Raw genomic sequence first — 26,942 nt, 5'->3', positions numbered from 1 at the left:
CATACCCGAATTTTTAAAGAACAGTTCTGGTGCAAAGACCAGAAATCAATGTTCATTCACGAACATTCATTTCTGAGCTTTCGACGATTGTTTTAGATGGTGGAGCCAAGGAGGATCGAACTCCTGACCTCCTGCGTGCAAAGCAGGCGCTCTCCCAGCTGAGCTATGGCCCCGTATCGGATCACGCAGCACACCAACAATTGGTGGGTCTGGGCAGATTCGAACTGCCGACCTCACCCTTATCAGGGGTGCGCTCTAACCAACTGAGCTACAGACCCAATCGTCTAACCAGTGAATCAAGCAATTCGTGTGGGAGCTTATGAAGAAGCTGAGATCTTCGATTAAGGAGGTGATCCAGCCGCAGGTTCCCCTACGGCTACCTTGTTACGACTTCACCCCAGTCATGAATCACTCCGTGGTAACCGTCCCCCTTGCGGTTAGACTAGCTACTTCTGGAGCAACCCACTCCCATGGTGTGACGGGCGGTGTGTACAAGGCCCGGGAACGTATTCACCGTGACATTCTGATTCACGATTACTAGCGATTCCGACTTCACGCAGTCGAGTTGCAGACTGCGATCCGGACTACGATCGGTTTTATGGGATTAGCTCCACCTCGCGGCTTGGCAACCCTTTGTACCGACCATTGTAGCACGTGTGTAGCCCTGGCCGTAAGGGCCATGATGACTTGACGTCATCCCCACCTTCCTCCGGTTTGTCACCGGCAGTCTCCTTAGAGTGCCCACCCGAGGTGCTGGTAACTAAGGACAAGGGTTGCGCTCGTTACGGGACTTAACCCAACATCTCACGACACGAGCTGACGACAGCCATGCAGCACCTGTGTCTGAGTTCCCGAAGGCACCAATCCATCTCTGGAAAGTTCTCAGCATGTCAAGGCCAGGTAAGGTTCTTCGCGTTGCTTCGAATTAAACCACATGCTCCACCGCTTGTGCGGGCCCCCGTCAATTCATTTGAGTTTTAACCTTGCGGCCGTACTCCCCAGGCGGTCGACTTATCGCGTTAGCTGCGCCACTAAGATCTCAAGGATCCCAACGGCTAGTCGACATCGTTTACGGCGTGGACTACCAGGGTATCTAATCCTGTTTGCTCCCCACGCTTTCGCACCTCAGTGTCAGTATCAGTCCAGGTGGTCGCCTTCGCCACTGGTGTTCCTTCCTATATCTACGCATTTCACCGCTACACAGGAAATTCCACCACCCTCTACCGTACTCTAGCTCAGTAGTTTTGGATGCAGTTCCCAGGTTGAGCCCGGGGATTTCACATCCAACTTGCTGAACCACCTACGCGCGCTTTACGCCCAGTAATTCCGATTAACGCTTGCACCCTTCGTATTACCGCGGCTGCTGGCACGAAGTTAGCCGGTGCTTATTCTGTTGGTAACGTCAAAACAGCAAGGTATTAACTTACTGCCCTTCCTCCCAACTTAAAGTGCTTTACAATCCGAAGACCTTCTTCACACACGCGGCATGGCTGGATCAGGCTTTCGCCCATTGTCCAATATTCCCCACTGCTGCCTCCCGTAGGAGTCTGGACCGTGTCTCAGTTCCAGTGTGACTGATCATCCTCTCAGACCAGTTACGGATCGTCGCCTTGGTAGGCCTTTACCCCACCAACTAGCTAATCCGACCTAGGCTCATCTGATAGCGTGAGGTCCGAAGATCCCCCACTTTCTCCCTCAGGACGTATGCGGTATTAGCGCCCGTTTCCGGACGTTATCCCCCACTACCAGGCAGATTCCTAGGCATTACTCACCCGTCCGCCGCTGAATCCAGGAGCAAGCTCCCTTCATCCGCTCGACTTGCATGTGTTAGGCCTGCCGCCAGCGTTCAATCTGAGCCATGATCAAACTCTTCAGTTCAATACTGCTTGGGTTTTGAGAAAACCCTAAACTTGGCTCAGCAATCGCATTCTCTTAAAAAGAGATAAAACTCTCGAATTCACGAGTGTTACTTGCGTTGCTGATAATCTTGCGATCACCAGTCTTACATCACAAGCACCCACACGAATTGCTTGATTCGACTTGTTAAAGAGCAGTTGATCAAGGCTTTCGTCTCAACCAAGGCCGCGCATTCTACAGCAACCTCTCTTTCCGTCAAGCGTTATTTTCGAAAATTTTCTTTTCTACTCAACCGCTTGCGCCGACCTTCAAACTATCTTCCGATCAGCGGGAGGCGCATTCTACAGCGTTCAAATTCGCTGTCAAGCACCTCGGTGAAGCTTCGTTTCGATCCCCTTTCGGGACCGAACCGCTGCGGCGAACAACCTGCCGGAGCGCTTCACCACTCCTGGGAGAGAATCCGTAAATCCTTGATTTTCAAGCATTTACTCTTCGTCGTCGCCGGGAGTGGTGCGCATTATAGGGAGATAGAAACTGGCGTCAACACTTATTTGAAAGAATTATTCAGCTTTCAGCGTGATGCGCGCGAAAGCCTTCTTCCCCGCCTGGAACACACGGGTTTCACCCAGCGCCAGCATGAAGGTGCGGTCGACGACCTGCCCATCCACCTTGACGCTGCCGGCACCCAGGAGATCGCGAGCCGCAGCCGCATTCTTCACCAACCCCGCCTTATTAAGGACAGAGGCAACGGGCATATCCTCGGGGGACGACAGCTCGATCTCCGGCAGGTCTTCCGGCAGCTCGCCCTCCTTCAGGCGATTGCCGGCCGACTTGTGTGCGCTCGCCGCCGCCTCCTCGCCATGGAAGCGGGCGACGATCTCCTCGGCCAGCTTGATCTTGATGTCACGCGGGTTGGCGCCCGCCTCGACGTCCTTGCGGAAGCTATCGATCTCATCTAGGGAACGGAAGCTGAGCAGTTCGAAGTAACGCCACATCAGCGTGTCAGGAATGGAGACCAGCTTGCTGTACATGACACCCGGCGCTTCCTGGATACCAATATAGTTGCCCAGCGACTTGGACATCTTCTTCACGCCATCCAGCCCTTCCAGCAACGGCATGGTCAGGATCACCTGGGCCTCCTGACCATAGGCACGCTGCAGCTCGCGCCCCATCAGCAGGTTGAACTTTTGGTCGGTGCCACCCAACTCGACGTCCGCCTTCAGCGCGACGGAGTCATAGCCCTGAACCAGCGGATAGAGGAACTCATGGATAGCGATGGGCTGATTGCTGGCATAGCGCTTGCTAAAGTCATCGCGCTCCAGCATCCGCGCAACGGTGTATTGAGAGGCAAGACGAATGAAGTCAGCCGGGGTCAACTGGTCCATCCAGGTGGAATTGAAGGCCACTTCGGTCTTGGCCGGGTCGAGGATCTTGAAGACCTGGGACTTGTACGTCTCCGCATTCTCCAGAACCTGCTCGCGCGTCAGGGGAGGACGGGTAACACTTTTCCCACTGGGGTCACCGATCATCCCAGTGAAGTCACCGATGAGGAAGATCACCTGATGCCCCAGGTCCTGGAACTGGCGCAGCTTATTAATAAGCACGGTATGGCCAAGATGCAGATCGGGAGCGGTCGGGTCGAAGCCGGCCTTGATCCGCAAGGGCTGGCCACGCTTCAGCTTGGCCACCAGTTCCGCCTCTACCAGGATCTCGTCTGCACCGCGCTGGATCAGCGCCAGCTGCTCTTCAACCGACTTCATTTACAGGTTCTGCCCAATTGCCAAAATCGAAAGGGAACCAACCATACAAGATCGCAGACTAAAAACAAATTTTGCCGACCGTCAGGGGGACGGAGCCAGGCCAGACGCGACTTTTGGCTTGATTCAAGGAGATTTTGGTTATATTTTAGGCAGTTATTTATTCACAATCCAAAAACACCAATCACGCCATGACGCAATCCGATCAGAAAGCGCCGCCGTATTACCCGAAAAGCCACTTGTTGGCCGCCAGCGGTGTTGCAGCGCTCCTCAGTTTGGCACTACTGGTGTTCCCCTCGAGCGAAGTCGAGGCCAAGAGGACCACGCTCAATCTGGAGCTTGAAAGCAACACCGATCGCCTCCTTCAGGAGAAAGACGACCTCCTGCCGCAATCGGTCACCAATTCCAGCGACGAAGGCACGCCTTTCGCTCAGGTAGAAGGCGCCTCCGACGACAACACCGCCGAGCAAGACTCGGACAAGCCGGGCGCATCTGTAGCCGCTGCCGACACCAAGCCCGTCGATCCCGAGTGGAAGACCATCACCGTCGCCAGTGGCGATACGCTGTCGACCGTATTCACCAAGGCAGGCCTTTCCACCTCGGCCATGCACGACATGCTGACCAGCAGCAAGGATGCCAAGCGCTTCACCCATCTGAAGGTCGGCCAGGAGGTCAAGCTCAAGCTCGACCCCAAAGGAGAGCTGCAGGCGCTGCGAGTCAAGCAGAGCGAACTCGAGACCATCGGCCTGGACAAGACCGACAAGGGCTACTCCTTCAAACGCGAGAAGGCCCAGATCGACCTGCATACCGCCTATGCCCATGGCCGCATCACCAGCTCGCTGTTCGTTGCCGGTCGTAACGCCGGCCTGCCCTATAACCTGGTCACGTCGCTGTCGAACATCTTCGGCTACGACATCGACTTCGCCCTCGATCTGCGTGAAGGCGACGAGTTCGACGTGATCTACGAACAACACAAGGTCAACGGCAAGCAAGTGGCGACCGGCAATATCCTCGCCGCCCGCTTCGTCAACCGTGGCAAGACCTACACCGCCGTGCGCTATACCAACAAGCAGGGCAATACCAGCTACTACCGCGCCGACGGCTCCAGCATGCGCAAGGCATTCATCCGTACGCCGGTGGATTTCGCCCGTATCAGCTCGCGCTTCTCCCTGGGCCGCCGCCACCCGATCCTGAACAAGATCCGCGCGCACAAGGGCGTCGACTACGCTGCCCCCATCGGCACACCGATCAAGGCCACCGGAGACGGCGAGATCCTCGAGGCCGGACGCAAGGGGGGCTACGGCAACGCCGTGGTGATCCAGCACGGCCAGCGCTATCGGACCATCTACGGACACATGAGCCGCTTCGCCAAGGGTATCCGCGCCGGTACCAGCGTGAAGCAGGGCCAGATCATCGGTTACGTAGGCATGACGGGCCTGGCCACCGGCCCGCACCTGCACTACGAGTTCCAGATCAATGGCCGTCACGTCGATCCGCTGAGCGCCAAGCTGCCCATGGCGGACCCGCTCGGTGGCGCAGATCGCAAGCGCTTCATGGCGCAGACCCAGCCGATGATCGCGCGCATGGATCAGGAGAAGAAAACCCTCCTGGCCCTGAACAAGCAGCGCTGATCGTGCCGCGCTACCTGGGGTTGATGTCCGGAACCAGCCTGGACGGCATGGACATCGTCCTGATCGAGCAAGGTGATCGCACCACCTTGCTCGCTTCCCATTACCTACCCATGCCGGCCGGGCTGCGCGAAGACATCCTCGCCCTGTGCGTCCCCGGTCCCGATGAAATCGCCCGCGCCGCCGAAGTCGAGCAACGCTGGGTCGCCCTTGCAGCACAGGGCGTGCGCGAACTGCTGCTCCAGCAGCAGATGAGCCCCGACGAAGTCCGTGCCATCGGCAGTCATGGTCAAACCATCCGGCATGAACCCGCTCGCCACTTCACGGTGCAGATCGGCAACCCCGCCCTGCTGGCGGAGCTGACCGGCATCGATGTCGTCGCCGACTTCCGCCGCCGCGACGTCGCAGCCGGCGGCCAGGGCGCCCCGCTGGTACCGGCCTTCCATCAGGCGCTGTTTGGCGATGATGACGCCTCCAGGGCGGTCCTGAACATCGGTGGCTTCAGCAACGTTTCGCTGCTCAGCCCCGGAAAGCCGGTACGCGGCTTCGACTGCGGCCCGGGCAACGTGCTGATGGACGCCTGGATTCATCACCAGCGCGGTGAACATTTCGACCGGGACGGTGCGTGGGCCGCCAGCGGCCAGATGAACCACGCACTGCTGGCAAGCCTGCTGGCGGATGAATTCTTCGCCGCGCGTGGCCCCAAGAGTACCGGGCGCGAGCGCTTCAACCTGCCCTGGCTGCAGGAGCACCTGGCTCGTCAACCTGCCTTGCCGGCAGCGGATATCCAGGCAACCCTGCTGGAGCTGAGCGCGCGCAGCATCAGCGAATCGCTGCTGGACGCCCAGCCGGACTGCGAAGAGGTGCTGGTATGCGGCGGCGGCGCCTTCAATACGGCGCTGATGAGGCGCCTGGCCCTGCTGATGCCCGAAGCTCGGGTCGCCAGTACCGACGAATACGGCATTCCCCCTGCCTGGATGGAGGGCATGGCATTCGCCTGGCTAGCCCATCGGTTTCTCGAGCGTCTGCCCGGCAACTGCCCTGATGTGACCGGTGCGCTCGGTCCCAGGACTCTGGGCGCGCTGTATCCCGCCTGAAACGAAAACGCCGCGCATATAAGCGCGGCGTTTTCGTAGTGGCCCCATCGACGTCAGATCGAGAACGACTGTCCGCAACCGCAAGTCGTGGCGGCGTTCGGGTTCTTGATGACGAACCTCGAACCTTCCAGGCCTTCCTGGTAGTCGACTTCCGAACCCGCCAGGTACTGGAAGCTCATCGGGTCCACCACCAGGCCCACGCCATCGCGCTCGATCACGGTATCGTCATCGGCGATATCTTCGTCGAAGGTGAAGCCATACTGGAAGCCCGAGCAACCGCCGCCGGTGACGAATACACGCAGTTTCAGGCGAGGATTGCCCTCTTCGTCAATCAACGTCTTCACCTTGTTGGCTGCGCCTGGGGTAAAGAGCAGGGGCGTAGGGGTGAAGGTCTCGATGCTCATGTTTCCGAATCTCCCGGCTTGAGGCCGTGCGTTACAACATTACGCCCATTATCCTCTTGTCCCAGAAAAATGGTCAACTAATCCACAGTTTCCACGCTGGCAGGCAGTTCCAGCGGGCGCGGACTGGCCTCGGTCATCGGGCACAGGCGGCCCTCGATCTGGGCCCCCATGGCGGTTTCGATCAGCCCATAGTGAAGATTGCCCTTCACCCGGGCCTGGGCCCCCAGCTCCAGGCGTTCGATGGCATGGATGTCGCCATCCACCTGACCGTCGATGATCACATGGGGGGCCCGGATTTCGCCATCGACTCGACCGCCGGCGCTGACCCGCACCAGCCCTTCGTGCGCCTGCAACGCTCCGCGGACGGTGCCGTCGATCTGCACCGCGCCCTTGAGGTTCATGTCACCGACCAGTTCGGCGCCGCTGGCGATCAGGCTGGTCTGCCCGGTGAAACGCTGGACGTCGGCCCGGCCTTTGTTCTTGCTCCACATAATGCTCACTCACTGCTTCGGCCAATCGAAACGGCGCTGTAGCGGTTTGGACTGGCCATTCAGCTCCGCACGTACGTCGATCAGCTTCGGGATGAAGTTCTTCGGCAGCTCCAGCTCGGCGAAACGCCCCCCTTCTGGGATCGACTGGAAATGCCGGAGGGAAATCGACAGCCCTGTCTTGCCCAGTTCCGGCGAGAGCTGTTCGAGGTCGTAGGTAGCGTCCTTGCGCGCCAGCTTGCCGCTGATGCGGACTTTCAGCCGCCCATCCAGCTTGCGGTCGTCCCTGCCCAGGCGGCTGAGCATCACCTTATAGCGGAAGCGCTGCGGGTCGTCCGTGCCCTGCACCTCAAAGGCACGGATTTCCAGCGCATCCGCCTTGCTGGCCGGCGCGACTACCCCCTTGTAGAACGCGATGTCCTGTTGCTGCTTGAACACCTGGTCCTCAAGCAGCTTGATGGTCTGCCGGCTCTGTTCGGTGGCCTGCTGGCTGAGGCGTTCTCCGCTGCGCAACACCTCGATTTCGGTACGCAGGCGCTCCAGCTCGGCCTTCTGCTCGCCGATCAGGGTTTCCTGGCGTTGCGCATCGGCCTCGCTGCGAGCGGCGTCCGCCCCGGTCGACCAGCGACCGCCGAGAAACGCCAGCGGAACCGCCAGCAGCAGCGCACCCACCCCGAGGCGGACCAGCCAGGCCCGCCGTGGATCACGGAACTGGAGTTCCCAGCCGGACATCAGGGGAGCAGGGCCGCATGCGAGAGGCCCAGGCGCTCGTCCAGCCCGAACAGGATGTTCATGTTCTGGAGCGCCTGACCCGAGGCGCCCTTGACCAGGTTGTCGATCACCGACAGCACCACCACCAGGTCGCCGCCCTGGGGGCGATGCACGGCGATTCGGCAGACATTGGCGCCACGCACGCTACGGGTCTCCGGATGGCTGCCGGCCGGCATCACGTCGACGAAGGGTTCGTCGGCGTAGCGCTTCACGAACAGCGCCTGGAGGTCGACCGAGCGATCCGCGACATGGGCATAGAGGGTTGCATGGATACCGCGGATCATTGGCGTCAGGTGCGGTACGAACGTCAGCCCGACGTCGCCGCCGGAGGCCCGGCGCAGGCCCTGGCTGATTTCCGGGAGATGCCGATGCCCTTTGACCGCGTAGGCCATCATGCTTTCGCCCGCCTCGCAGAACAGCGAGCCAACCTTGGCGCCCCGACCGGCGCCGCTGACCCCGGACTTGCAATCGGCGATCAGCCGCGAGGCGTCGGCCAGGCCGGCTTCCAGCAGCGGGATCAGGCCCAGTTGGGTCGCGGTCGGGTAGCAGCCCGGCACGGCGATCAGGCGGGCCTGGCGGATCTTCTCGCGGTTCACTTCCGGCAGGCCGTAGACAGCCTCGTCGAGCAGCGCCGGAGCGCCATGCGGCTGGCCGTACCAGCGCGCCCACTCCTCGGCGTCCGCCAGGCGGAAGTCAGCGGACAGATCGATGACCCGGGTCCCGGCGTCCAGCAGTTCGCCAGCCAGCGCGTGCGCCACACCGTGCGGCGTGGCGAAGAACACCACGTCGCAGGCGCCGAGGCGCTGCGCGTCCGGCACGCTGAACTGCAGATCGTCATAATGACCTCGCAGGTTCGGGTACATGTCGGCGACCTTCACCCCCGCCTCGGAACGCGAAGTGATCACTTCCACCCGGGCCTGCGGATGCTGCGCCAGCAGGCGCAGCAGTTCCACGCCCGTATAACCCGTACCGCCAACGATGCCGACCTTGATCATCTGTCCATCACTCCGCGCGCTGAGGCAAGCTAGCCAAAAGAGGCCAATGATAAGAGCCGAGCGCCGGCATGAACAGCGCTGGGCGTCCGGCTTTGCGACCGGTTCGGCCCTTCGGTCGGCAGTCTAGCCCCCGGGGTCGTCGGGCAGAAATTGCTGCGAGGCCCTATCCGAATGTTCCTACCTGTTATGCGGCCATATCTGCCGGCAAATCAGACAGCGGCAAGCCGCCAGGGTGACGCGTTCCAGCCATCCCTCTACTATCGGGGCACCGTGATCAAGAGGATGTCCTGATGTACCTGTGGCTCAAAGCCTTCCATATCATCGCCGTAGTCTGCTGGTTCGCCGGCCTGTTCTACCTGCCGCGCCTGTTCGTCTACCACGCCATGAGCGAGGACCAGACCAGCCGGGAACGCTTCTGCGTCATGGAGCGCAAGCTCTACCGGGGGATCATGATGCCCTCGATGCTCGCCACCCTGGTCCTTGGCCTCTGGATGCTCTATCTCACCCCCGGCTGGCTGAGCCAAGGCTGGCTGCACGCCAAGCTGACCCTGGTGGTCCTGCTGATCGGCTACCACCACGCCTGCGGCGCCATGCTCAAGCGCTTCGCCCGCGGCGAGCCGGGGCGTAGCCATGTGTTCTACCGCTGGTTCAACGAAGTGCCTGTACTGTTCCTGCTGCTGATCGTCCTACTGGTGGTGCTCAAACCTTTCTGACCCAGGAGTCCTGTCCATGTCCTTGCCCGCCCTGCTCGACCAACGCCTGCGACTGCCGATGGTGGCCGCGCCGATGTTCCTGGTATCCAACCCGCAGTTGGTGCTGGCCTGCTGCCGCAGCGGCATCGTCGGCAGCTTCCCGGCGCTCAACCAGCGCGAGAGCAGCGGCTTCGAGGGTTGGCTGGAGGAAATCGGGGCCGGCCTGCAAGCGCTGGACAATCCCGCGCCCTATGCGGTGAACCTGATCGTCCACAACACCAATCCGCGGTTGCAGGCCGACCTGCGGATCTGCGTCGAGCACCGCGTACCGATCGTCATCACCAGCCTCGGCGCAGTGCGCGAAGTGGTAGACGCTGTGCATAGCTACGGCGGCCTGGTATTCCACGACGTCACCACCCGCCGCCACGCCGAAAAGGCCGCCGAGGCCGGGGTCGACGGCCTGATCGCGGTGGCGGCCGGCGCGGGCGGCCACGCCGGGACCTGGAGCCCTTTCGCGCTGGTCGCGGAAATCCGCCAGTTCTTCGACAAGACTCTGCTGCTGGCCGGCTGCATCAACCACGGCCACGAGATTCTCGCCGCACAGATGCTCGGCGCCGACCTGGCCTATCTCGGCACCCGCTTCATCGCCACCCGCGAGAGCAATGCCTCCGACGCCTACAAGCAGATGATCCTGGAGGTACGCGCCGCCGACATCGTGCACACCCCGGCGGTGTCCGGCGTACCGGCCAGCTTCATGCGGCAAAGCCTGGAGGCCGCCGGCTACGATCTGAAGCGCCTGACCGACAAGGCAGACATGAACTACGGCGAGAAACTCAAGCCGGTGAACGACGAGGCCAAGGCCTGGAAGACCGTGTGGTCCGCCGGCCAGGGCGCGGGCAACATAGACGACTTGCCCGGCGTCGACGAGTTGGTCGCCCGCCTCGACCGGGAATATCGAGACGCCCTGCGGAACATGGATAGCCTGGCCAACCGCTGGCCGCGCTGAAACCGCCGGGTCACGGCGCCCCGGCTTGTGCGGGAGTTCTCATCTCGCGCTTGTGGGCGCCAAGGCCGCCGATTAGGCTGTCGGCTGCATTTCTCTCACCCCAGCTGACAAGGATGCCTGCATGACCGACCAACGCTTCAAGATCGTCTTCTCCGGCGAGCTGATGCCCGACGCATCGCTCGAAACCGTGAAGGACAATCTCGCCCGCCTGTTCAAGAGCGAACCGGGCAAGATCGACGCCCTCTTCGGCGGTCGCCCGGTGGTGCTGAAACGCGAACTTCCAGAGGCCGAGGCGGAGCGTTACCTGACCGCCCTGCGCCAGGCCGGCGCCAATGCCTACAAGGAAGTCGACCTGGCGGCCAGCCTGAGCCTGGTGGAAACGCCCGATCACAACCCCCAGGTCGCGGAGGAAACCCCAGCGCAAGACCTGCCTCCCATGACTTGCCCGAAATGCGGCCATGAACAGCCCAGCGGAGCGGAATGTTCGGCTTGCGGCATCATCATCGAGAAGTACCTGGCGCGCCAGGCGCAGCTCGGCGAAAACGCCGCGCCTGCGGCCTCCGCGGCCGCGGGCGCGTCTCCCTACACACCACCCAGCGCCCAGGTCGGCGAAGCCCTCCCCGAGTTCGGCGAGCTGAACGTGTTCACCACCAACGGCCGGATCGGACGCCTGCGCTATCTCGGCTGGTCGATGGCGATGACGCTGTGCTTCCTGGTCATCATGGGCCTGGGCTTCCTGCTCGGCGAAACCGTCGGCGTGGCCGTCACCGCCCTGGCCTCGATCGCCTTCATCGTCATTGCCGTGATGATCGGCGTGCAGCGCCTGCATGACCTCGGCTGGTCGGGCTGGCTCTGGCTGCTCAACTTCGTCCCCTTCGTCGGCAGCGTGTTCGGCATCCTGATGCTGGTCCTGCCCGGCAGCACCGGGGTGAAAGTCCTGGCCAGTCTGATCATCCTGCTGCCGATAGTCGGTATCATCGCCGCCATCGCCCTGCCGTCCTACCAGGGTTACCTGGAGCGCGCGAACTATGACGGCGGCGCCAGCGCTCCAGCCGCCCCGTACACCACGGACGAGCAGGCCGCCGCAGCGGCGGCCGAAGCCGATGAAGCCGCCACGGCGGCGGCAGAGGCCATGGAAGACGACGACCAACAGTAGCCACGCAACCCCTCGCGACGGGCGGGGTCCAATTCCCCGTCCGTTTCGGAGAAGTCTCGAATGCCCCGTTATGCCCTGATCACCGGCGCTTCCAGCGGTATCGGTCTGGCCCTAGCCGAAGCCCTGGCCCGGCGCGGTCGCGCCCTGATCCTGGTGGCGCGCCAGCGCGACGCGCTGGAGAGCATCGCCTATGAGCTGGCGCAGCGTTTCGGCGTGGAAGTGCTGTTCCGCACCTGCGATCTTTCCGAGCCGCTGCAACTGTCAGGGTTGTTGCACGAACTGGAACAGGGCGAACGACAGATCGACCTGCTGGTTAACAATGCCGGGATCGGTACCTCCGGCCCCTTCATCGACCAGGAATGGGCGCGGGAACAGGAGCTGATCGAACTCAACATCCTGGCCCTGGCCCGCCTTTGCCACTCCCTCGGCGCCCGCATGGCGGCGCAGGGCGGTGGCCAGATACTCAATATCGCCTCGGTGGCCGCCTTCCAGCCCGGCGCCTGGATGAGCAACTACTACGCCAGCAAGGCCTACGTCCTGCACTTCTCGGAAGGCTTGCGGGAAGAACTGAAAGGGCGCGGCGTCAAGGTCTCGGTGCTGTGCCCTGGGCCAACCCGTACGGCATTCTTCCGGGAAGCCGGGATGCGGCTCGGCAGGCTCGACCGGAGCAAGCTGATGATGACCCCGGAGGAAGTCGCGCTGCTGGCCCTGCGCGGGCTGGACAAGAACCGCGCCCTGATCGTCCCCGGTTGGCGCAATCGCCTGCTGGCGCTGAGCCCACGCCTGGCGCCACGCTGGCTGGTGCGCCGACTCGCCGCGCGGATCAACGCCTCGGCGGTACCCTCCGTCCCACGGGGTTGATCGGCCTCTCCTCGCAGGGCAACGAGGTTAGCCGTCGGCTCAGTCTGCCGGCACCGCCCGCCCCTTGGCCCAGGTCCGCAGCGCGGCGAGCTTTTCCGCCATCAGCACCGACAGCGGCGAGGTTCGCGACAGCTCCCTGAGCAACAGCTCCTGATCCACCGCCTGCTGTCGCGCCTGCCCGGCGTACAGTGCCGCCACCACCGCCTGCTCGATCTCCGCCCCGCTGAAACCCTCGCTGGCAGCCGCCAGCAGAAGGAGGTCGAACTGTGCCGGCTCCAGCTCGCGGCGTTGCAGATGGATGCGGAAGATCTCGGCGCGAACCTCCGGCGTCGGCAGGTCGACGAAGAACAATTCGTCGAAGCGTCCCTTGCGGATCAGTTCGGGCGGCAGGCGGTCGATAGCGTTCGCGGTGGCGACCATGAAGACCGGCGCCTCGCGCTCGGCCATCCAGGTCAGCAGGGTACCCAGCACGCGCTGACTGACGCCGTTGTCCTGGTCGCCGCCAGAAATGCCCTTCTCCACTTCATCCATCCACAGCACGCAGGGCGCCATCTGTTCGGCCAGGCGCAGCGCCTCGCGCAGGTTGCGCTCGGTTTCGCCGAAGTACTTGTTGTAGAGACAGGCGAAATCCAGACGCAGCAACGGCAAGCCCCAGAGGCCGGCCACCGCCTTGGCCGCCAGGCTCTTGCCGGCGCCCTGCACGCCGACCAGCATCATGCCCTTCGGCTGGTCGCCAGGCTTGCCGGCGAGGAACGCCGACTGACGCTCGCCGAGCCAGCGCTTGAGCGCGGCAAGCCCGCCGACCTCGGCGAAGCGCGCGGTGTCGTACTCGAAGCTCAGCACGCCCTCCAGGTCGAGTAGCTGGAACTTGGTGCGGTTCAGCTCGGGCAGGTCCTCCTGGGTGATCGCCCCATCGTTGCAGATCACGTTGCGCGCCAGCAGCCGCGCCTCGGCATGGCTGAGCCCACGCAGGTTCTTCACCACCTGCTGCAGGGTGCGGTTGTCGGTGCGCACGCGGGCACCACGGTTGCGCTCGCTCCAGCGCGTCGCTTCCTCGCGGACGATGCCGAGCAGTTCGTCCTCGCTGGGCAGGGACAGCGAGAACCGCGCGGCGAAGCGCTGCACTTCGGCCGGCAGCTTCAGCGCATGGGACACCAGCACCACGGTCGGTCGATGATTGCCTTCGGCCATGGCGATTTCCTTGAGCAGGCGCACCAGGGTCGGGCTGTCGCCAAGGAAAGGATGCAGGTCGCAGAGCACGTAGAGATTCGCCTGCTGATCGTGCTTGATCAAGCGCAACGCCGCGACCGGGTCGCGGCTCTCCTCCCCGCCCAGCGGCTCGCCGCCGAAGCCCAGGCGCTGCACGCCCTCGGTCACCGACCAGGCATACAGGCCAAGGCCGCGCCTGACCGCCAGGCCGGTGAGGGTTTCCATCACCTTCGGCTCGTCCCAGGACTCGATCAGGATCAGCTTGACCCGGGAATCCAGGACCAGGCCGAGGTCGTGTATGTCGTTCTTCACTGCGGCTCCTTCACGCTTGGGCGGTCGCGACGGGCACCGCTACACTCGGGAAAGCACCCGAGGCCGGAGGAATCGCCCATGGACTGTCTGTTCTGCAAGATCGTGGCGGGGGAAGTTCCCGCGCGCAAGTTCTACGAAGACGAAGAAGTTGTCGCGTTTCACGATATCGGCCCGCAGGCGCCGGTGCACTTCCTGGTCATCCCGAAAAGGCACATTCCCACCCTCGAGCACCTGACCGAGGCAGACCGGCCGCTGGCAGGCCATATCCTCTTCACCGCCCAGCGCCTGGCCCGGGAGCAGGGCTGCGAGGAAGGCTTCCGTGTGGTGATGAACTGCAACGACCTTGGCGGGCAGACCGTGCACCACATCCACATGCACGTGCTGGGTCAACGCCAGATGCACTGGCCGCCGGGCTGAGTCCCTGCTGGCGCTGCGACATCGCAGCCCGTCCGCAACATCCTGCTATCAGCGCACTTCCGGTAAACTGGTGCGATCTTTCGTTTCCGGAGGTGAGCCATGTCCGCCGACCGCCACTATTCGCCCATCGACCGTTTCCTGCTGCAGGCCGACTCCGCCCTGCGCACCCTGCTGCCGTTCAGCGGCCAGCCGGCGCGACCGTCGCCGGCCATCGTGGAACCCGATGGCGAACTGAGCGAGGAAGACACCCGCCATATCGCCGGCCTGATGCGCATCAACCACACCGGCGAGGTCTGCGCCCAGGCGCTGTACCAGGGCCAGTCGCTGACCGCCAAGCTGCCCGAGGTCCGCGAGGCGATGGAGGAAGCCGCCGAGGAGGAGATCGACCACCTGGCCTGGTGCGAGCAACGCATCCGCCAGTTGGGCAGCCGTCCCAGCGTCCTCAATCCGATCTTCTACGGCCTGTCCTTCGGCGTCGGTGCCGCCGCCGGGCTGGTCAGCGACCGGGTCAGCCTGGGCTTCGTCGCCGCCACCGAAGACCAGGTGTGCAAGCATCTGGACGAACACCTGGCGCAGATTCCCCAGGAGGATCGGAAATCCCGTGCCATCCTCGAGCAGATGCGTATCGACGAGGAACAGCATTCGAGCAACGCCCTGGCCGCCGGCGGCCTGCGCTTCCCGGCACCGGTGAAGCTGGGCATGAGCCTGCTGGCGAAGGTGATGACCAAGAGCACCTACCGCATCTGAATCGCACGCATGAAAAAGCCCGCTCGAAGCGGGCTTTTTCTTTCTCGTGTGCGATCAGCGCGGCATGTTGCGCGCGTAGAAGATCTCCAGCATTTCGTGCTTGAGCCGTTCCGTGACCTGCTCGCGCTGCTCCGTCGAGAGCGTCCGGGTAGCGTCGCCGAACAGGTAGTTCTCCAGTTCGAAGTCCTTGAGCAGCATCTTGGTGTGGAACAGGTTCTCCTGGTACACGTTCACGTCGGTCATCTGGTAGGCCTCGCGCGTGTCGTCGGAGAGATAGTTCTGGATCGAGTTGATCTCGTGGTCGATGAAATGCTTGCGCCCCTCGATGTCGCGGGTGAAGCCGCGGACCCGATAGTCGACCGTGACGATGTCCGAGTCGAACTGGTGGATCAGGTAGTTCAGGGCCTTCAGCGGGGAGATCACTCCGCAGGTGGACACATCGATGTCCACGCGGAAGGTCGCGATGCCGTCCACCGGATGGATTTCCGGGTAGGTATGCACGGTGATGTGGCTCTTGTCCAGGTGCGCCAGGATGGTGTCCGGCAGCGGGCCCGGGGACTCTTCGATCTGGCTGTCGGTCGGAGTGACCGGCTGCTCGGAGATCAGGATGGTCACGCTGGCGCCCTGGGGGTCGTAGTCCTGACGCGCGATGTTCAGGATATTGGCGCCGATGATGTCGACAACATCGGTAAGAATCTGCGTCAGACGCTCCGCGTCATACTCTTCGTCGATGTACTGCACGTAGGCCTGGAGGTCTTCGGGCGTCTCGGCGTAGCAGATGTCGTAGATGTTGAAGCTCAAGGTCTTCGTCAGGTTGTTGAACCCGTGGAGCTTGAGTTTGCTTTTCACCGTGGGGAACTCTCTCGGTTGCTTGCGGCTCTGCCGCAGGGTTGGGGCATGCCCGTCAGATGCGAACGACGCACCTGCGTAGGACGGTTAACACCTCTTCGCGATGGCGATTGTGGTTTGTTGAGTTGCACGGGCGCCGGCTGGCGCCATTGGTCACCCGACCGGGATGGCTCGGGAAACGTCTATCAGAGCGGAAGAATCTTCCGAACTGAACGGCCGCCCGACGGAATCGCGCGGCACGAAAAAAGGGGCGCATTATGCAGAGCCAATCAAGCCTCCGCCAGAGTTTGCGCCCCTTTTATGATGACCGGATGTCGTCTCAGCCGAGTTCGACGATCTCGTAGTCGTGGGTGATCTCCACCCCGCCGCGACCGAGCATGATCGACGCCGAGCAGTATTTCTCCGCCGACAGCTCCACCGCGCGCTTGACCTGGGCCTCCTTGAGACCGCGGCCCTTGACCACGAAGTGCACGTGGATCTTCGTGAACACCTTGGGCTCCTCGTCGGCCCTTTCGGCCTCGAGGAAGGCTTCGCAGCTCTCCACCGGCTGGCGCGCCTTCTTCAGGATGCTGACCACATCGAAATTGGTGCAGCCGCCGAGGCCGATCAGGACCATCTCCATAGGGCGCACCCCGAGGTTGCGTCCGCCATGGTCCGGCGGACCGTCCATGACCACCACGTGGCCGCTACCGGACTCGCCAAGGAACATCGCCTCGCCCGCCCACTGGATACGCGCTTTCATCGTTCAGACTCCCGCCGGCAAAGGGCGCCAGCTTAGCACAGGGCCCAAGGACAGTACGGGATCACAGTCCTGATAGCTGCGTCGCAAAATCACATCGACCTTCATGGTCCGTCTGTTAAGCTGGACGCGGTTTACTGGCACACTTCCTGATCTGCCCGGTTGGGGGGAGCTCTCCGCTGAGCTCCCGGGCCCTGGCAGGTCTCTCCATAAGAACTCAAAAAAACATCGCCTTGTACGTCAGGCATATTCTTTATTCTTTCGGGACTCGGGCATGGTAGCTATTACCCACACACCCAAACTCAAACACCTAGACAAGCTGCTCGCACACTGTCACCGCCGCCGCTACACCGCAAAGAGCACCATCATCTATGCCGGCGATCGCTGCGAAACGCTGTTCTTCATCATCAAGGGTTCGGTCACCATCCTCATCGAGGACGACGACGGCCGCGAAATGATCATCGGCTACCTCAACAGCGGTGATTTCTTCGGCGAGCTGGGATTGTTCGAAAAGGAAGGCAGCGAACAGGAACGCAGCGCCTGGGTTCGTGCCAAGGTGGAATGCGAAGTCGCCGAGATCAGCTATGCGAAGTTCCGCGAACTGTCGCAGCAGGACTCGGAGATCCTCTACACCCTCGGCAGCCAGATGGCCGACCGCCTGCGCAAGACCACCCGCAAGGTGGGCGACCTGGCCTTCCTCGACGTCACCGGACGCGTGGCCCGCACCTTGCTGGACCTGTGCCAGCAACCGGACGCCATGACCCACCCGGACGGCATGCAGATCAAGATCACCCGCCAGGAGATCGGCCGGATCGTCGGCTGCTCGCGGGAAATGGTCGGACGCGTGCTGAAGAGCCTGGAGGAGCAGGGCCTGGTGCATGTGAAAGGAAAGACCATGGTGGTCTTCGGCACCCGCTGAACAGCACCCATGAAAAAGGCCGGTCGCAACCGGCCTTTTTCATGGGATTCGACAGCGCGGATCAGTCAGGATCGGCGCCCAGCACCACGCCGCCACGCTCCTGGAAGAACAGGCGCTTCAACTCCAGGCCAGGATCGTCGGCCCGCATGAACGCCTCGCCAACCAGGAAGGCATAGACCTCGCTGACTTCCATCAGCTCCACGTCGGCCCGGTTGAGAATACCGCTCTCGGTGACCACCAGGCGGTCGCGGGGAATTTCCGGCAACAGGTCGAGGGTGGTTTCCAGGCTCACCTCGAAGGTGTGCAGGTTGCGGTTGTTGATGCCCACCAACGGCGTGTCCAGGGTCTTCAGCGCACGTTCCAGCTCGGTGCCGTCATGCACTTCGACCAGTACGTCGAGACCGACCGACTTGGCAGTCGCCGCCAGTTCGGCCATCAGCACGTCGTCCAGCGCCGAGACGATCAGCAGGATGCAGTCGGCACCGATCGCCCGCGCCTCGACGATCTGGTACGGATCGATCATGAAGTCCTTGCGGATCACCGGCAGCGCACAGGCGGCCCGCGCTTCCTTCAGATAGGCATCGGCGCCCTGGAAGAAGTCCACGTCGGTGAGCACCGACAGGCACGCCGCGCCACCCGCCTCGTAGCTGCGGGCTATCTCCGCCGGGACGAAGTGTTCGCGCAGCACGCCCTTGCTCGGCGATGCCTTCTTGATCTCGGCGATCACTGCCGGCTCCTTGCGCTTGGCCCGCTCCAGCAGAGCATTGGCGAAGCCGCGCGGCGCATCGGCGCTACGCGCCAGCCGCTCGACCTCGGCCAGGTTGACGCGCGCACGGCGCTCGGCGACCTCCTCGGCCTTGCGGGCGAGGATCTTCTGCAGAACCGTCGGCACACTCACTGTGCGTTCTCCTCTCTGTAAACGGCGGTGAAGGCCACCAGTTCGTCCATCTTCTCCCGTGCCAGCCCGGTGTGCAGGGCATCGTGGGCCAGTTGAATGCCCTCGTGCAGGCTGGTCGCCAGATCGGCAGCGTACAGTGCCGGGCCGGCATTCATCACGATCAGCTCGGCGGCCTTCTGCCCAGCCTCGGTCTTGCGCCGCCCCAAAGCGTCGCGGATCAGTTCCAGCGAGGCCTGCGGACTGTCGACCTCCAGCCCCATCAGGGTCTGGCTCTTGATCCCGAAGTCCTCGGGACGCACTTCGTACTCGCGTACCTCGCCGTCCTTCAACTCGGCAATGTGGGTCGCCGCGGCCAGACTGAACTCGTCCAGCCCGTCGCGCGAATGCACCACCAGCACATGCTCGCTGCCGAGACGCTTGAGCACTTCAGCCAGCGGCTTGCACAGTTCCTGGGTGAACACCCCGACCACCTGGTGCCTGACTCCCGCCGGGTTGGTCAGTGGGCCAAGCATGTTGAACAGAGTCCGCAAGCCCAGCTCGCGGCGCGGACCGGCGGCGTACTTCATCGCCTTGTGGTGGACCTGGGCGAACATGAACCCGACGCCGACGGTGTCGATGCAACGCGCCACCTGTTCGGAGGTCAGTTCCAGGTAGATGCCGGCGGCTTCCAGCAAGTCGGCGCTGCCGCTCTTGCCGGAGACCGCGCGGTTACCGTGTTTGGCGACCTTGCCGCCAGCGGCGGCGACCACGAAGGACGCCGCCGAGGATACGTTGAAGATGTTCGCGCCATCGCCGCCGGTGCCGACCACGTCGACCACATGCTTCAGCGTAGGCAACTGCACGCCGTCGGCCAGTTCGCGCATCACCGCCACCGCGCCGACGATCTCGTCGATGGTTTCGCTCTTCATCCGCATGCCCATCAGGAAGGCGCCGATCTGCGCGTCGGTGCACTGCCCGGTCATGATCTGGCGCATGACCGCCTGCATTTCCTCGGTGGTCAGGTCGAGCTGGTTGACGATGCGATTGAGGGCTCCCTTGATATCCATCTCAGTTGCCCTCCCCACGCACGCCGCCCTGCTGGCGGAGGAAGTTGGCCAGCAACTCGTGGCCCTGCTCGGTGAGGATGGACTCGGGATGGAACTGCACGCCCTCGACATTCAGGGTCTTGTGGCGTACGCCCATGATCTCGTCGAGCGATCCGTCGGCATGTTGGGTCCAGGCGGTGACCTCCAGGCACTCCGGCAGGCTCTCTCGCTGCACCACCAGCGAGTGGTAGCGCGTCACCGTCAGGGGATTGGCCAGGCCGGCGAACACGCCGAGGTCCTTGTGGTGGATCGGGCTGGTCTTGCCGTGCATCACCTGCCGCGCCCGCACCACTTCGCCGCCGAAGGCCTGGCCGATGCTCTGATGGCCAAGGCAGACACCGAGCAGCGGCAGCTTGCCGGCGAAGCGCTCGATAACGGCCAGCGAGACGCCGGCCTCGTTGGGGGTGCAGGGACCGGGGGAAAGGACGATGCGCTCGGGCGCCAGGGCCTCGATCTGTTCCACGCTCAGTTCGTCGTTGCGCACCACCTTGACCTCGGCCTTGAGTTCGCCGAAGTACTGCACCAGGTTGTAGGTGAAGGAGTCGTAGTTATCGATCATCAGCAGCATGCTGGCTGTAACCTCTTGATTTCATTCTTATGCGAATCGCATCACCCGGCTTTCGCCACACCCGGTTCCCGGCGCGCTCGCGGAGGAAGGGGGAGTGGATCGTCGGCATTATGCCTGTGGAAAACGGGGGACGCAGGGAGACGTGACCGGCCAGGCCGGCGAAAAAGAAGTCAGGCGCGCCAGCGCCAACGGGCGAATGCCTTGATGAGGGAGGTGATGATGCTGCTGAGGTGGATCACGATAGCGGTCTCACGGAGCCATGTTGGGGAACATAGCCCAGTGGGGAGGATGGGTGCAACAGCGGGATGTCGGAAGGAAGGCCGATCCGAGAGGATCGGCCGAAAGGTTTAGCGGCAGGCACGCAACGCCGCCTGCAATTCGAGTTCGTAGCCCTGCCGCTGGCGGCGCTCGGCGAGCAATGCGCGAACCTTGGCCTGCAGCGAATCGCCAGCCTGCAACGTGGCGCTGGCCCAGCTCGGCGGGCGCACGTCAGGTACACGGCAAGGCACTGCCAGGGGAACCTCGACGCGCACGGGGCGAGGTGTCGTCGGCGAGGCTGCGCAGCCCGCGAAAAGCAGACAAAGCCCCAGCAGGAGACGAGTCATAGTCCCAGCTCCCGGTCGATCGCCGCACCTGCCGCCTGGCAGTCCACGCCAATGTCGGGTTCCTGGAGCAGACGCACGGCCGCGGCATACTGCTCCGCGGCCTGTGCCCTGGCCTCGCCGAGTGCCTGCTCGACGTCCTTCGCGCGCCTCTCGGCGCTCGCCCGCACCGCCGCCAGCGCGCGCTGCTGCTCATCGAGCAAAGCCTCGAGCTGGCCGCTGGCGACGCGGCTGGCAGTGAGTTGGCCCAGGGCCTCCTCCAGTTGCGGACGATAGTGGCGGGCAACCAGGCCGCCGCCGAGCAAGGCGCCGGCCAGCAGGACCAGCAACACAGCCGGCAGGAGCAGAGCGAGCCGGCTCATGACAGCACCGCCCTGGCCCGCTGCCACAACGCCAGGCGCTCCGCCTGGCCATTCAGGCCGCCGTTGATGCGGTGGGTGATGGCAGCGAACTCGCCGCGGTCGGCCAGCTCGTTGAGCCCGTGACCGGCCCACCACCAGGCGGCGCTGCGGGCCGCCGGCACGGGCTGCTCCAGGCGCCAGGGCTCGGCCTCCAGCGGCTCGCCTAGGGCCTCGCCGACCAACCGGTAGTTGGCACGCCCGGTGATCTGTAGCAAGCCACGCCCACGGAAGCGCCAGCCATCGCCGGACGCTTCGTCGCCATTGCCGTTGCGCGTGGCGTAGGTGTTGTCGGCAATCGCCTGCGGATTGCGCGCCAGCCGCAAGGCCAACGCGTTAGGCTGCCCGTCGGGGCCGAGATAGCGGCTCGGCCAGGTCGCCGCCAAGCCTTGGGCGCTGTAATTGAGGTTCTCCACCAGCCGGGTCAACTGGCTGCTTTCGTGGCCGACCTGGGCGAGAAACGCGGCACGCCGCGCCGGTGTGTCGATCTCCCTCTCGTCCATGGCCCGTTGCAACGCCACAACGAAAACGCCCGCGACGAGGCGGGCGTTGGGAAAAATGCGCAGCAATTGCTGCTCGGTCAGTTTCATCGATCCTCCTGCACTCCGATGGGTTTCAGGCGTCACCCCTTGCCGCCTCGGCCGCCGTTGCATTGCACGACAGTGGTCCATCCGCTGGAGCTGTAGGTGTGCTCCACCGAGTCGATCAGGAACTCGCCGTCGATTCCCGCCTTGAAGCCTTGGAGCAGCAGGCTGCGCTCGGCGAACAGATCGCCACGCCCTGGCAGTTCCAGGCGCACACTGGCGCTGGAGCGGCTGAAGCTCGCCAGGCGAGCCTTCGCCGCCTGCTCGGCCTCTCCACGGCTGGAATAGAGGTGCCGGTCGACATGCTCGCCCATAGCCGTAGCCGGTGCCTTCGGGTTCTTCAACTCGACGCTCTTGACCTCGCCGCTGCCGGGCAATTGGTAGCGGGTCTTCACCGTTCTCATCAGGCTGCGGTCGTCGAAGGTAACGTCGAAGCTACCGACGTCAGCACGGCCCAACACCAAAGGTTCGATCCGACGCCCCGTGGCGCTCTGCCCGCTCTGTCGCGGCAGCACCATGAGCATGCCCTCGGCCAGCTTGGCGGTGCAGTCGTACTGGCGCGCCAGACGGGTGACGAAGTGGTAGTCGGACTCGTTGACCTGGTCGACCCGGGCGATCGCCACCTGCAACGGACACTCCACGCGCCAGCCGTTGCGTGCGCCAACATCGCGGCAGACCTGAGCCAGGGTAGTGCCCTCCCAACCGCCGCTGCGTATCGTCTTGCCACTGCCGCGCATGTCGCCGGCCTTGGCAGTGACGGTCAGGCAGTCCGGCGGACCAGCCCACTGCAAGGTGTCCACGGTAAAGCGTCCCATGCGCATCAGTGGCTCGCCGGCATAGCCGAGATGAACCTCCAGCACCGCACCGCGCCTGGGTAAGGCCACCTGTCCATCGCGATCGTCGAGCCTCAAGGTCAGGCTGTCGGACTCCATGCCCGGCTTGTCCAGCAAGGTCAGCTTGAGCAGGCGGTCATTCAGCCGCTGGGTGACGTCGGTGCCGTCGGCAACGATACGGAAACTCGGTTGCACCTGATCTCTCCAGAAAAGAAAAACCCCGCCAAGGCGGGGTTGCGGGTGAGCGGTCGATCAATCCCACAGGCGCACCTGTTCGACATTGACCACCGGCATGTCAGGGAAACTGATCAGCAAGCCGGCGCGGAATGGCTGCTGCTCATCGGCCAGCCCGGGATTGGCGTCGAGGGTCGCCTCGACGCAGCCCAACAGATGGCCATAGACGTGGTAGCAGAGGCTGTCCAGCATGTCGCCGTCAGCGGTTCGGCAGGTCGTCGCCATAGCGCTTGAACTCCAGGTCGAAGGTTTGTTTGCGGGGAGCGCCGTTGCCCAGTAGGGCGCTCTGGTTCTCGCTGATCCGCACCAGACACCAGAGGCCCATCTGCACCTCGCCGTAGCCGCTGCTCAGGATCAGCGGCTCACGCCGCTCCGCCAACCGGCGCAGCGCTTCGAGCTGCTCCAGACCGACGACCTTTTCCTGGTTACCTACCTGTCGACGCAGCGGGAATACCGCACCCTTGAGCAGGATGCTCTCCTCGCCCATGCCGACGCTCTGCAGCGCCGGCCGCCGACCCAGGCGCACCTGCCCGCTCCAGTTGTAGGCACTGTTGCGCTGCAGGGCGTCGAAGGCGGCAGTATTCAGGTTGAAGTAGAACGGTTGGGCATTGGCGGTCAGCGGCTGCAGTACCAGCAGGTGCGGCAAGGGCGCTGCGGCCTCGCTCGGGGGCGTCGCCGAGGGTGCCAGCAGCCACGACGGCAGCACTCCCGCCAGCGTCGGACTGATGTCGCCAGCGACCTTGCCGACCGCCTGCGCGGCACTGTTCACCTGCACCTTCAGCGCATCCAGGCGTTCGTCGATACCAAGCAACGCCCGGCTCGCCCGGTCATAGGTGGAGACCACGCGGTTCACCTTGCCCTGCGCCTGGCCGATGCCGCGCATGGCACGCTGCAGCCGGGCAGCCATTTCCGGCGATACGCCGGGCAGGTTCTCCAGCTCCGCGGCTGCGCCGCGGATCTCGCTGATCGCACCGTTCACCGGAGCGACCACCTTGTCCAGACTCTTGCGTCCGGACTCGCCGGCGCGACCCAGGTACCTCAGGCCGGCCTGCAATTGTTCCAGATATGCCATGGGGACTCCTTAGACCATCGCCGGGTCGTAGAGGCTGCGCCGCTGCCGCTCGTCGGCGAAGTCGACAAGCATGCGTTGCAGGTAGGGCAGCAACTCGTCGGCCAGGCGCTGCGGCTCGTGTACGTTGCCTTGCACCGTCAGGTTGATCTGCGGCGCGAAGGTCCAGTTGGGCACAGCCGCGACGGGTTCGGCCTGTGGTACGGGCACCGCCGGCTTGTTGTCCGAGGCCGCCGGCGGATCGCCAGCCAGACTGCGCCCCAGGCGCCCCCCCAGTTCGCTACCGCCCCAGGCACCGATAGCGCCGCCAACCAATCCACCGATCAGCGTACCGACCACCGGCACCACCGAGCCGATGCTCGCTCCCAGAGCGGCGCCAGCCAGGGAACCAGCCAGGGAGCCACCGGCCTCGCCATAGGCGATGGTCTTTTCGCTCTCCGACAGGTCGCTGGAGTAAACCTCAGCAACATCGATCAACGACGAGGCCACTTGCAGCGGCGCGTTGCGTATGGGCAAACGCGACAGGCGCGGCAGCTTTCCTGCCATCGCCCCCAAGCCTCCTCCAGCCGAGAAGCCAAGGGATGGAAGGGAGCGGGCCTTCACCCCACCGCCCTTGCCTCTCTTCCTGCGTGGTGTTTGACCGCGCTTTCGTTGTGCCGGCCTCCTCGCGGACTCCAGCGTAGAGTCGCTTCCCGGCACCGGCCAGTTGGTAACGAACACGCGCTGTATTTCGCTACCACCCGATACCCGGCCTGCGCCCTGTTCGATCAGATCGCCGACGGCAGCGCTCCCTCGCCGACCGAGCCGACCGCCACGCAACACGTCGATAGCGCCGCGCCCTCCCTTGTAGGCGAGATACCCGGATAACACCGCACCTGCGGCGACGGTAAGACCGGCCGTCGTCCGCGGATAGGCTTCGAGCAGTTCCGCAGTCGACTCGCCGAGTACCGCGCTCCCCTTGGCCAGGTTGTCCAGATATGGATTCAGGGCGCTGCCCAAAGCGGTCTGCGCCCTCTCCCAACTGTCGCTGGAAGCCTTCCACAGCTCCTGGGACATCCCCTTGCGACGCTGCGCATCGCGCTCCGAAGAGCCTACGGAAGACTGCTGGGATTCGAGCAAGCCCTGGAACTCGCCGCGCGACGCTCGATAGGCTTCAAGCGCCGGCGACGCCACGCCGGCGCTGAGCTTGCTGCCCTTATCCCGATAGCGCGCAGCCAGCTCCAGGTTGGCCTCCAGCAGACTCGCTCCGTCCTTGCGCAGCGCTTCCAGGTCCCGGTCGTAGTCCTGGCCATAAGCGCGTTTCAAGCTGCCGCTGCCGACGAACTCCAGCCAGGCCTTCATCCGCACGTCCGCTTTGTCTGGCGTGGTGTTCTTTGCCTGAATCTCCAGCAAGGCCCCCAGTGCACCGACATCGCCGGCCGTGGCCTCTCCCGCATTGCCCAGCGCTGACAACAAGGCAGGCAGGCGACGCGCCAGGGCCTCACTGCCGACTCTGCCTTTACCCAGGACGACCAGGCGGTCGAGGGAGGCGGACAATTGCTCTGGCGAGTCCGAACCCTGGGCCAGTTGCAACGCTCGAACCAGCCCCGCAACCTCGGCTGAAGCAATCCCTTGGCCAAAGCCGAAGCGGCCCGCCAGTCCCAGATTCATTTGCGCGGCGGCGAACCCCATGCCGGTGGCGTTCAAGTGCTCCAGCATGTCCAGCGTCGCCGTGCGTCCCAGGCCGCTCTGGCTGGCACTGTCCTGGATCAGGGATGCCAAGGCTGGCTCCCGGCCGACGTCCAGGCCGTTGCGGATCGCCAGGTCGCGCAACCGCGCTTGATAACCGGCAGCCGTCTTGCTGGCCTCCACGACCAGTCCGGAAAATGCGCTAGCCAATGGCATTGCCTGGCTGGCCTGCTCCAGCCGTTGCAGGCCGCGGACCTGCATATCCAGGCCACGCTGCATCTCGCCCAGTCGAGCGTAGGCATCGCCCGCGGCCCTGGCCTCGATGCCGAGTCGCTTCAGTTGCTCCTGGCGTTCGCCAAGCTGCCGGGCATGCTCAGCAACGCCGCGGTCTCCGACCTTGCGCATATCGGCGAGTTCTCGCTCCAGGCGTATGGCGTCTCCCAGCACATCTCTCAGGCTGGACGCCTGGCGGGAACGTTCCTGGAGACTGTCGAGCCGTGCCTTGACGGTCTCGAATGCCTTGCCCAAGGAGGGGTCGGCGATGCCGCCGATGGAGACCACCAGGTCCATGTCTTTACTCATGACGGTTCGTCTCGTCTGTTATCGATGTCCGCCACCGCGGACCTACTGAAGTAGCGCGGGCGCCGCTCGCCTGGCGGACGGCGCCGTCGCTCACTCCTCGCCCTCGGCGAGCCACCAGAGCAGGTCGCCCAGGGTCATGCGCTCCAGTTCGCTGGCCTGGAAGCCCAGATCAATGGCCAGGCGCCTCGCCAGTTGACGCATACGCGAAGGTGTCGTCCGTGTCGTCTTGCACCAGGCGAAAGTAGGCGCCTTGCAGCCGCTGGTAGTCGCTCAGCTTCAGCCCCTCCAGGTCCTGGCGGCTGACCTGTGCCAGCGAGGCGAACAGTTGCAGTTCGCGCTCCTCGGCATCGTCGCCGGCCACCTTGCCGGCCAGGCGGATATCACGCACGGTGGGTGCACGCAGGGTCAGCGTGTCGACGCTGACCCCGTTGCACTGTGCCGGACGCGAGAGACGAACGAGGGCGGCGTCAGCATCCAGCGTCAGCCAGCCCGGCAGTCGATTCTCTTGGGTCATGTC

Annotated in this window: 28 protein-coding genes, 2 tRNA genes and 1 rRNA gene; 9 read left to right on the top strand and 22 right to left on the bottom strand. The window is 63.7% G+C overall.

The features are described 5' to 3' along the window. Window positions 1-97 precede the first annotated feature (97 nt). The 4 genes from VQ067_RS03555 to tyrS form a co-directional block, all read right to left on the bottom strand. Window positions 98-173: transfer RNA gene (locus VQ067_RS03555), tRNA-Ala, on the bottom strand. Between the two features lie 28 nt (window positions 174-201). Further along, window positions 202-278, bottom strand: a tRNA-Ile gene (locus VQ067_RS03550). Between the two features lie 64 nt (window positions 279-342). Beyond that, window positions 343-1,878 (bottom strand): 16S ribosomal RNA (locus VQ067_RS03545). Window positions 1,879-2,417: 539 nt separating this feature from the next. Continuing rightward, on the bottom strand, window positions 2,418-3,617 hold the full coding sequence (gene tyrS, locus VQ067_RS03540) for a tyrosine--tRNA ligase (RefSeq protein ID WP_003113167.1): 1,200 nt from the start codon (window positions 3,615-3,617) through the stop codon (window positions 2,418-2,420). A gap of 188 nt (window positions 3,618-3,805) precedes the next feature. On the opposite strand from tyrS, the gene VQ067_RS03535 reads away from it, so the two are divergent. Both VQ067_RS03535 and VQ067_RS03530 read left to right on the top strand, forming a co-directional pair. Continuing rightward, complete coding sequence (locus VQ067_RS03535) at window positions 3,806-5,245, top strand: peptidoglycan DD-metalloendopeptidase family protein (protein ID WP_445324201.1); 1,440 nt, start codon at window positions 3,806-3,808, stop codon at window positions 5,243-5,245. Between the two features lie 2 nt (window positions 5,246-5,247). Then, window positions 5,248-6,339, top strand: a complete 1,092-nt coding sequence (locus tag VQ067_RS03530; RefSeq protein WP_017148741.1) for an anhydro-N-acetylmuramic acid kinase — start codon at window positions 5,248-5,250, stop codon at window positions 6,337-6,339. Between the two features lie 53 nt (window positions 6,340-6,392). On the opposite strand, the gene erpA is transcribed toward VQ067_RS03530, so the two are convergent. From erpA to argC, 4 genes are all read right to left on the bottom strand, one after another. Continuing rightward, window positions 6,393-6,743: an iron-sulfur cluster insertion protein ErpA gene (erpA, locus tag VQ067_RS03525; protein WP_003085254.1), complete on the bottom strand. Its 351-nt coding sequence runs from the start codon at window positions 6,741-6,743 to the stop codon at window positions 6,393-6,395. A 77-nt stretch (window positions 6,744-6,820) separates the two neighbouring features. Further along, window positions 6,821-7,243, bottom strand: a complete 423-nt coding sequence (locus tag VQ067_RS03520) for a bactofilin family protein (RefSeq protein ID WP_003120826.1) — start codon at window positions 7,241-7,243, stop codon at window positions 6,821-6,823. After that, complete coding sequence (locus VQ067_RS03515; protein WP_003085249.1) at window positions 7,244-7,963, bottom strand: DUF6776 family protein; 720 nt, start codon at window positions 7,961-7,963, stop codon at window positions 7,244-7,246. Beyond that, window positions 7,963-8,997 (bottom strand): N-acetyl-gamma-glutamyl-phosphate reductase, encoded by a 1,035-nt coding sequence (gene argC / locus VQ067_RS03510; protein ID WP_033990563.1) that lies wholly within the window; start codon window positions 8,995-8,997, stop codon window positions 7,963-7,965. The genes VQ067_RS03515 and argC overlap by 1 nt, the downstream gene beginning before the upstream one ends. 290 nt (window positions 8,998-9,287) lie before the next feature. On the opposite strand from argC, the gene hemJ reads away from it, so the two are divergent. From hemJ to VQ067_RS03490, 4 genes are all read left to right on the top strand, one after another. Further along, window positions 9,288-9,710 carry a protoporphyrinogen oxidase HemJ gene (gene hemJ / locus VQ067_RS03505; protein ID WP_003085245.1) on the top strand — a complete coding sequence of 141 codons (423 nt, stop codon included), beginning with the start codon at window positions 9,288-9,290 and terminating at the stop codon, window positions 9,708-9,710. Window positions 9,711-9,726: 16 nt separating this feature from the next. Then, on the top strand, window positions 9,727-10,695 hold the full coding sequence (locus tag VQ067_RS03500; protein ID WP_023095158.1) for an NAD(P)H-dependent flavin oxidoreductase: 969 nt from the start codon (window positions 9,727-9,729) through the stop codon (window positions 10,693-10,695). Between the two features lie 121 nt (window positions 10,696-10,816). Then, window positions 10,817-11,851 (top strand): DUF805 domain-containing protein, encoded by a 1,035-nt coding sequence (locus VQ067_RS03495; RefSeq protein WP_317951670.1) that lies wholly within the window; start codon window positions 10,817-10,819, stop codon window positions 11,849-11,851. Between the two features lie 60 nt (window positions 11,852-11,911). Continuing rightward, window positions 11,912-12,712, top strand: a complete 801-nt coding sequence (locus VQ067_RS03490) for an SDR family NAD(P)-dependent oxidoreductase (protein ID WP_003085237.1) — start codon at window positions 11,912-11,914, stop codon at window positions 12,710-12,712. 39 nt (window positions 12,713-12,751) lie between these two features. Here VQ067_RS03490 and VQ067_RS03485 read toward each other — a convergent pair whose 3' ends face one another. Next, window positions 12,752-14,233 carry an AAA family ATPase gene (locus VQ067_RS03485; RefSeq protein WP_003121853.1) on the bottom strand — a complete coding sequence of 494 codons (1,482 nt, stop codon included), beginning with the start codon at window positions 14,231-14,233 and terminating at the stop codon, window positions 12,752-12,754. 78 nt (window positions 14,234-14,311) lie between these two features. Here VQ067_RS03485 and VQ067_RS03480 point away from each other — a divergent pair, with 78 nt between their 5' ends. Together VQ067_RS03480 and coq7 are read left to right on the top strand one after the other, a co-directional pair. Continuing rightward, complete coding sequence (locus VQ067_RS03480; RefSeq protein ID WP_003085225.1) at window positions 14,312-14,650, top strand: histidine triad nucleotide-binding protein; 339 nt, start codon at window positions 14,312-14,314, stop codon at window positions 14,648-14,650. Between the two features lie 99 nt (window positions 14,651-14,749). After that, complete coding sequence (gene coq7 / locus VQ067_RS03475; RefSeq protein WP_003085224.1) at window positions 14,750-15,397, top strand: 2-polyprenyl-3-methyl-6-methoxy-1,4-benzoquinone monooxygenase; 648 nt, start codon at window positions 14,750-14,752, stop codon at window positions 15,395-15,397. 54 nt (window positions 15,398-15,451) lie between these two features. Here coq7 and speD read toward each other — a convergent pair whose 3' ends face one another. Both speD and VQ067_RS03465 read right to left on the bottom strand, forming a co-directional pair. Then, window positions 15,452-16,246: an adenosylmethionine decarboxylase gene (gene speD / locus VQ067_RS03470; RefSeq protein ID WP_003085223.1), complete on the bottom strand. Its 795-nt coding sequence runs from the start codon at window positions 16,244-16,246 to the stop codon at window positions 15,452-15,454. 319 nt (window positions 16,247-16,565) lie between these two features. Continuing rightward, a complete protein-coding gene (locus VQ067_RS03465; RefSeq protein ID WP_003085219.1) occupies window positions 16,566-16,988 on the bottom strand; it encodes an OsmC family protein in 423 nt (140 codons plus the stop codon). 271 nt (window positions 16,989-17,259) lie between these two features. Here VQ067_RS03465 and crp point away from each other — a divergent pair, with 271 nt between their 5' ends. Further along, window positions 17,260-17,904: a cAMP-activated global transcriptional regulator CRP gene (crp, locus tag VQ067_RS03460; RefSeq protein ID WP_003085214.1), complete on the top strand. Its 645-nt coding sequence runs from the start codon at window positions 17,260-17,262 to the stop codon at window positions 17,902-17,904. A 61-nt stretch (window positions 17,905-17,965) separates the two neighbouring features. Here the strand turns inward: crp and trpC are convergent, their stop codons facing one another. The 11 genes from trpC to VQ067_RS03405 form a co-directional block, all read right to left on the bottom strand. Then, window positions 17,966-18,802 carry an indole-3-glycerol phosphate synthase TrpC gene (gene trpC, locus VQ067_RS03455; RefSeq protein ID WP_003085205.1) on the bottom strand — a complete coding sequence of 279 codons (837 nt, stop codon included), beginning with the start codon at window positions 18,800-18,802 and terminating at the stop codon, window positions 17,966-17,968. Further along, window positions 18,799-19,848 (bottom strand): anthranilate phosphoribosyltransferase, encoded by a 1,050-nt coding sequence (gene trpD / locus VQ067_RS03450; RefSeq protein ID WP_003085203.1) that lies wholly within the window; start codon window positions 19,846-19,848, stop codon window positions 18,799-18,801. The genes trpC and trpD overlap by 4 nt, the downstream gene beginning before the upstream one ends. 1 nt (window position 19,849) lies before the next feature. Then, the gene (locus VQ067_RS03445; protein ID WP_023091406.1) at window positions 19,850-20,455 is read right to left on the bottom strand and encodes an aminodeoxychorismate/anthranilate synthase component II; all 606 of its coding nucleotides are present in this window, start codon (window positions 20,453-20,455) and stop codon (window positions 19,850-19,852) included. 347 nt (window positions 20,456-20,802) lie between these two features. Then, on the bottom strand, window positions 20,803-21,060 hold the full coding sequence (locus tag VQ067_RS03440) for a hypothetical protein (RefSeq protein WP_003137395.1): 258 nt from the start codon (window positions 21,058-21,060) through the stop codon (window positions 20,803-20,805). Beyond that, complete coding sequence (locus VQ067_RS03435; RefSeq protein ID WP_003121852.1) at window positions 21,057-21,419, bottom strand: hypothetical protein; 363 nt, start codon at window positions 21,417-21,419, stop codon at window positions 21,057-21,059. Before VQ067_RS03435 ends, VQ067_RS03440 begins: the two co-directional genes overlap by 4 nt. Continuing rightward, window positions 21,416-22,045 carry a glycoside hydrolase family 19 protein gene (locus VQ067_RS03430; protein ID WP_023095156.1) on the bottom strand — a complete coding sequence of 210 codons (630 nt, stop codon included), beginning with the start codon at window positions 22,043-22,045 and terminating at the stop codon, window positions 21,416-21,418. The genes VQ067_RS03435 and VQ067_RS03430 overlap by 4 nt, the downstream gene beginning before the upstream one ends. A 32-nt stretch (window positions 22,046-22,077) precedes the next feature. Beyond that, on the bottom strand, window positions 22,078-23,067 hold the full coding sequence (locus tag VQ067_RS03425) for a phage late control D family protein (protein WP_023095155.1): 990 nt from the start codon (window positions 23,065-23,067) through the stop codon (window positions 22,078-22,080). Between the two features lie 57 nt (window positions 23,068-23,124). Beyond that, window positions 23,125-23,331 (bottom strand): tail protein X, encoded by a 207-nt coding sequence (locus VQ067_RS03420; protein ID WP_003101635.1) that lies wholly within the window; start codon window positions 23,329-23,331, stop codon window positions 23,125-23,127. Next, on the bottom strand, window positions 23,306-24,178 hold the full coding sequence (locus VQ067_RS03415; protein ID WP_003085182.1) for a phage tail protein: 873 nt from the start codon (window positions 24,176-24,178) through the stop codon (window positions 23,306-23,308). The genes VQ067_RS03420 and VQ067_RS03415 overlap by 26 nt, the downstream gene beginning before the upstream one ends. A gap of 9 nt (window positions 24,179-24,187) precedes the next feature. Then, window positions 24,188-26,425 carry a phage tail length tape measure protein gene (locus VQ067_RS03410; RefSeq protein ID WP_033990559.1) on the bottom strand — a complete coding sequence of 746 codons (2,238 nt, stop codon included), beginning with the start codon at window positions 26,423-26,425 and terminating at the stop codon, window positions 24,188-24,190. A 169-nt stretch (window positions 26,426-26,594) separates the two neighbouring features. Further along, window positions 26,595-26,939 carry a phage tail assembly protein gene (locus VQ067_RS03405; protein ID WP_003085178.1) on the bottom strand — a complete coding sequence of 115 codons (345 nt, stop codon included), beginning with the start codon at window positions 26,937-26,939 and terminating at the stop codon, window positions 26,595-26,597. Window positions 26,940-26,942: the final 3 nt, after the last annotated feature.

The sequence above is a fragment of the Pseudomonas sp. KBN12P06040 genome, from assembly GCF_037574965.1.
Taxonomy (GTDB): Bacteria; Pseudomonadota; Gammaproteobacteria; order Pseudomonadales; family Pseudomonadaceae; genus Pseudomonas; species Pseudomonas aeruginosa.
Note: the sequence above shows the minus strand (reverse complement) of the source record. Positions and strands in the feature narration are given on the sequence as shown.

What these genes read in the sequence shown, in the direction of transcription:
- tyrS (WP_003113167.1), bottom strand. Translation starts at nt 3,617, where the DNA reads ATGAAGTCGGTTGAAGAGCAGCTGGCGCTGATCCAGCGCGGTGCAGAC.
- VQ067_RS03535 (WP_445324201.1), top strand. Translation starts at nt 3,806, where the DNA reads ATGACGCAATCCGATCAGAAAGCGCCGCCGTATTACCCGAAAAGCCAC.
- erpA (WP_003085254.1), bottom strand. Translation starts at nt 6,743, where the DNA reads ATGAGCATCGAGACCTTCACCCCTACGCCCCTGCTCTTTACCCCAGGC.
- VQ067_RS03515 (WP_003085249.1), bottom strand. Translation starts at nt 7,963, where the DNA reads ATGTCCGGCTGGGAACTCCAGTTCCGTGATCCACGGCGGGCCTGGCTG.
- argC (WP_033990563.1), bottom strand. Translation starts at nt 8,997, where the DNA reads ATGATCAAGGTCGGCATCGTTGGCGGTACGGGTTATACGGGCGTGGAA.
- hemJ (WP_003085245.1), top strand. Translation starts at nt 9,288, where the DNA reads ATGTACCTGTGGCTCAAAGCCTTCCATATCATCGCCGTAGTCTGCTGG.
- VQ067_RS03500 (WP_023095158.1), top strand. Translation starts at nt 9,727, where the DNA reads ATGTCCTTGCCCGCCCTGCTCGACCAACGCCTGCGACTGCCGATGGTG.
- VQ067_RS03495 (WP_317951670.1), top strand. Translation starts at nt 10,817, where the DNA reads ATGACCGACCAACGCTTCAAGATCGTCTTCTCCGGCGAGCTGATGCCC.
- VQ067_RS03490 (WP_003085237.1), top strand. Translation starts at nt 11,912, where the DNA reads ATGCCCCGTTATGCCCTGATCACCGGCGCTTCCAGCGGTATCGGTCTG.
- VQ067_RS03480 (WP_003085225.1), top strand. Translation starts at nt 14,312, where the DNA reads ATGGACTGTCTGTTCTGCAAGATCGTGGCGGGGGAAGTTCCCGCGCGC.
- coq7 (WP_003085224.1), top strand. Translation starts at nt 14,750, where the DNA reads ATGTCCGCCGACCGCCACTATTCGCCCATCGACCGTTTCCTGCTGCAG.
- VQ067_RS03465 (WP_003085219.1), bottom strand. Translation starts at nt 16,988, where the DNA reads ATGAAAGCGCGTATCCAGTGGGCGGGCGAGGCGATGTTCCTTGGCGAG.
- crp (WP_003085214.1), top strand. Translation starts at nt 17,260, where the DNA reads ATGGTAGCTATTACCCACACACCCAAACTCAAACACCTAGACAAGCTG.
- trpD (WP_003085203.1), bottom strand. Translation starts at nt 19,848, where the DNA reads ATGGATATCAAGGGAGCCCTCAATCGCATCGTCAACCAGCTCGACCTG.
- VQ067_RS03445 (WP_023091406.1), bottom strand. Translation starts at nt 20,455, where the DNA reads ATGCTGCTGATGATCGATAACTACGACTCCTTCACCTACAACCTGGTG.
- VQ067_RS03440 (WP_003137395.1), bottom strand. Translation starts at nt 21,060, where the DNA reads ATGACTCGTCTCCTGCTGGGGCTTTGTCTGCTTTTCGCGGGCTGCGCA.
- VQ067_RS03435 (WP_003121852.1), bottom strand. Translation starts at nt 21,419, where the DNA reads ATGAGCCGGCTCGCTCTGCTCCTGCCGGCTGTGTTGCTGGTCCTGCTG.
- VQ067_RS03430 (WP_023095156.1), bottom strand. Translation starts at nt 22,045, where the DNA reads ATGAAACTGACCGAGCAGCAATTGCTGCGCATTTTTCCCAACGCCCGC.
- VQ067_RS03420 (WP_003101635.1), bottom strand. Translation starts at nt 23,331, where the DNA reads ATGGCGACGACCTGCCGAACCGCTGACGGCGACATGCTGGACAGCCTC.
- VQ067_RS03415 (WP_003085182.1), bottom strand. Translation starts at nt 24,178, where the DNA reads ATGGCATATCTGGAACAATTGCAGGCCGGCCTGAGGTACCTGGGTCGC.
- VQ067_RS03410 (WP_033990559.1), bottom strand. Translation starts at nt 26,425, where the DNA reads ATGAGTAAAGACATGGACCTGGTGGTCTCCATCGGCGGCATCGCCGAC.
- VQ067_RS03405 (WP_003085178.1), bottom strand. Translation starts at nt 26,939, where the DNA reads ATGACCCAAGAGAATCGACTGCCGGGCTGGCTGACGCTGGATGCTGAC.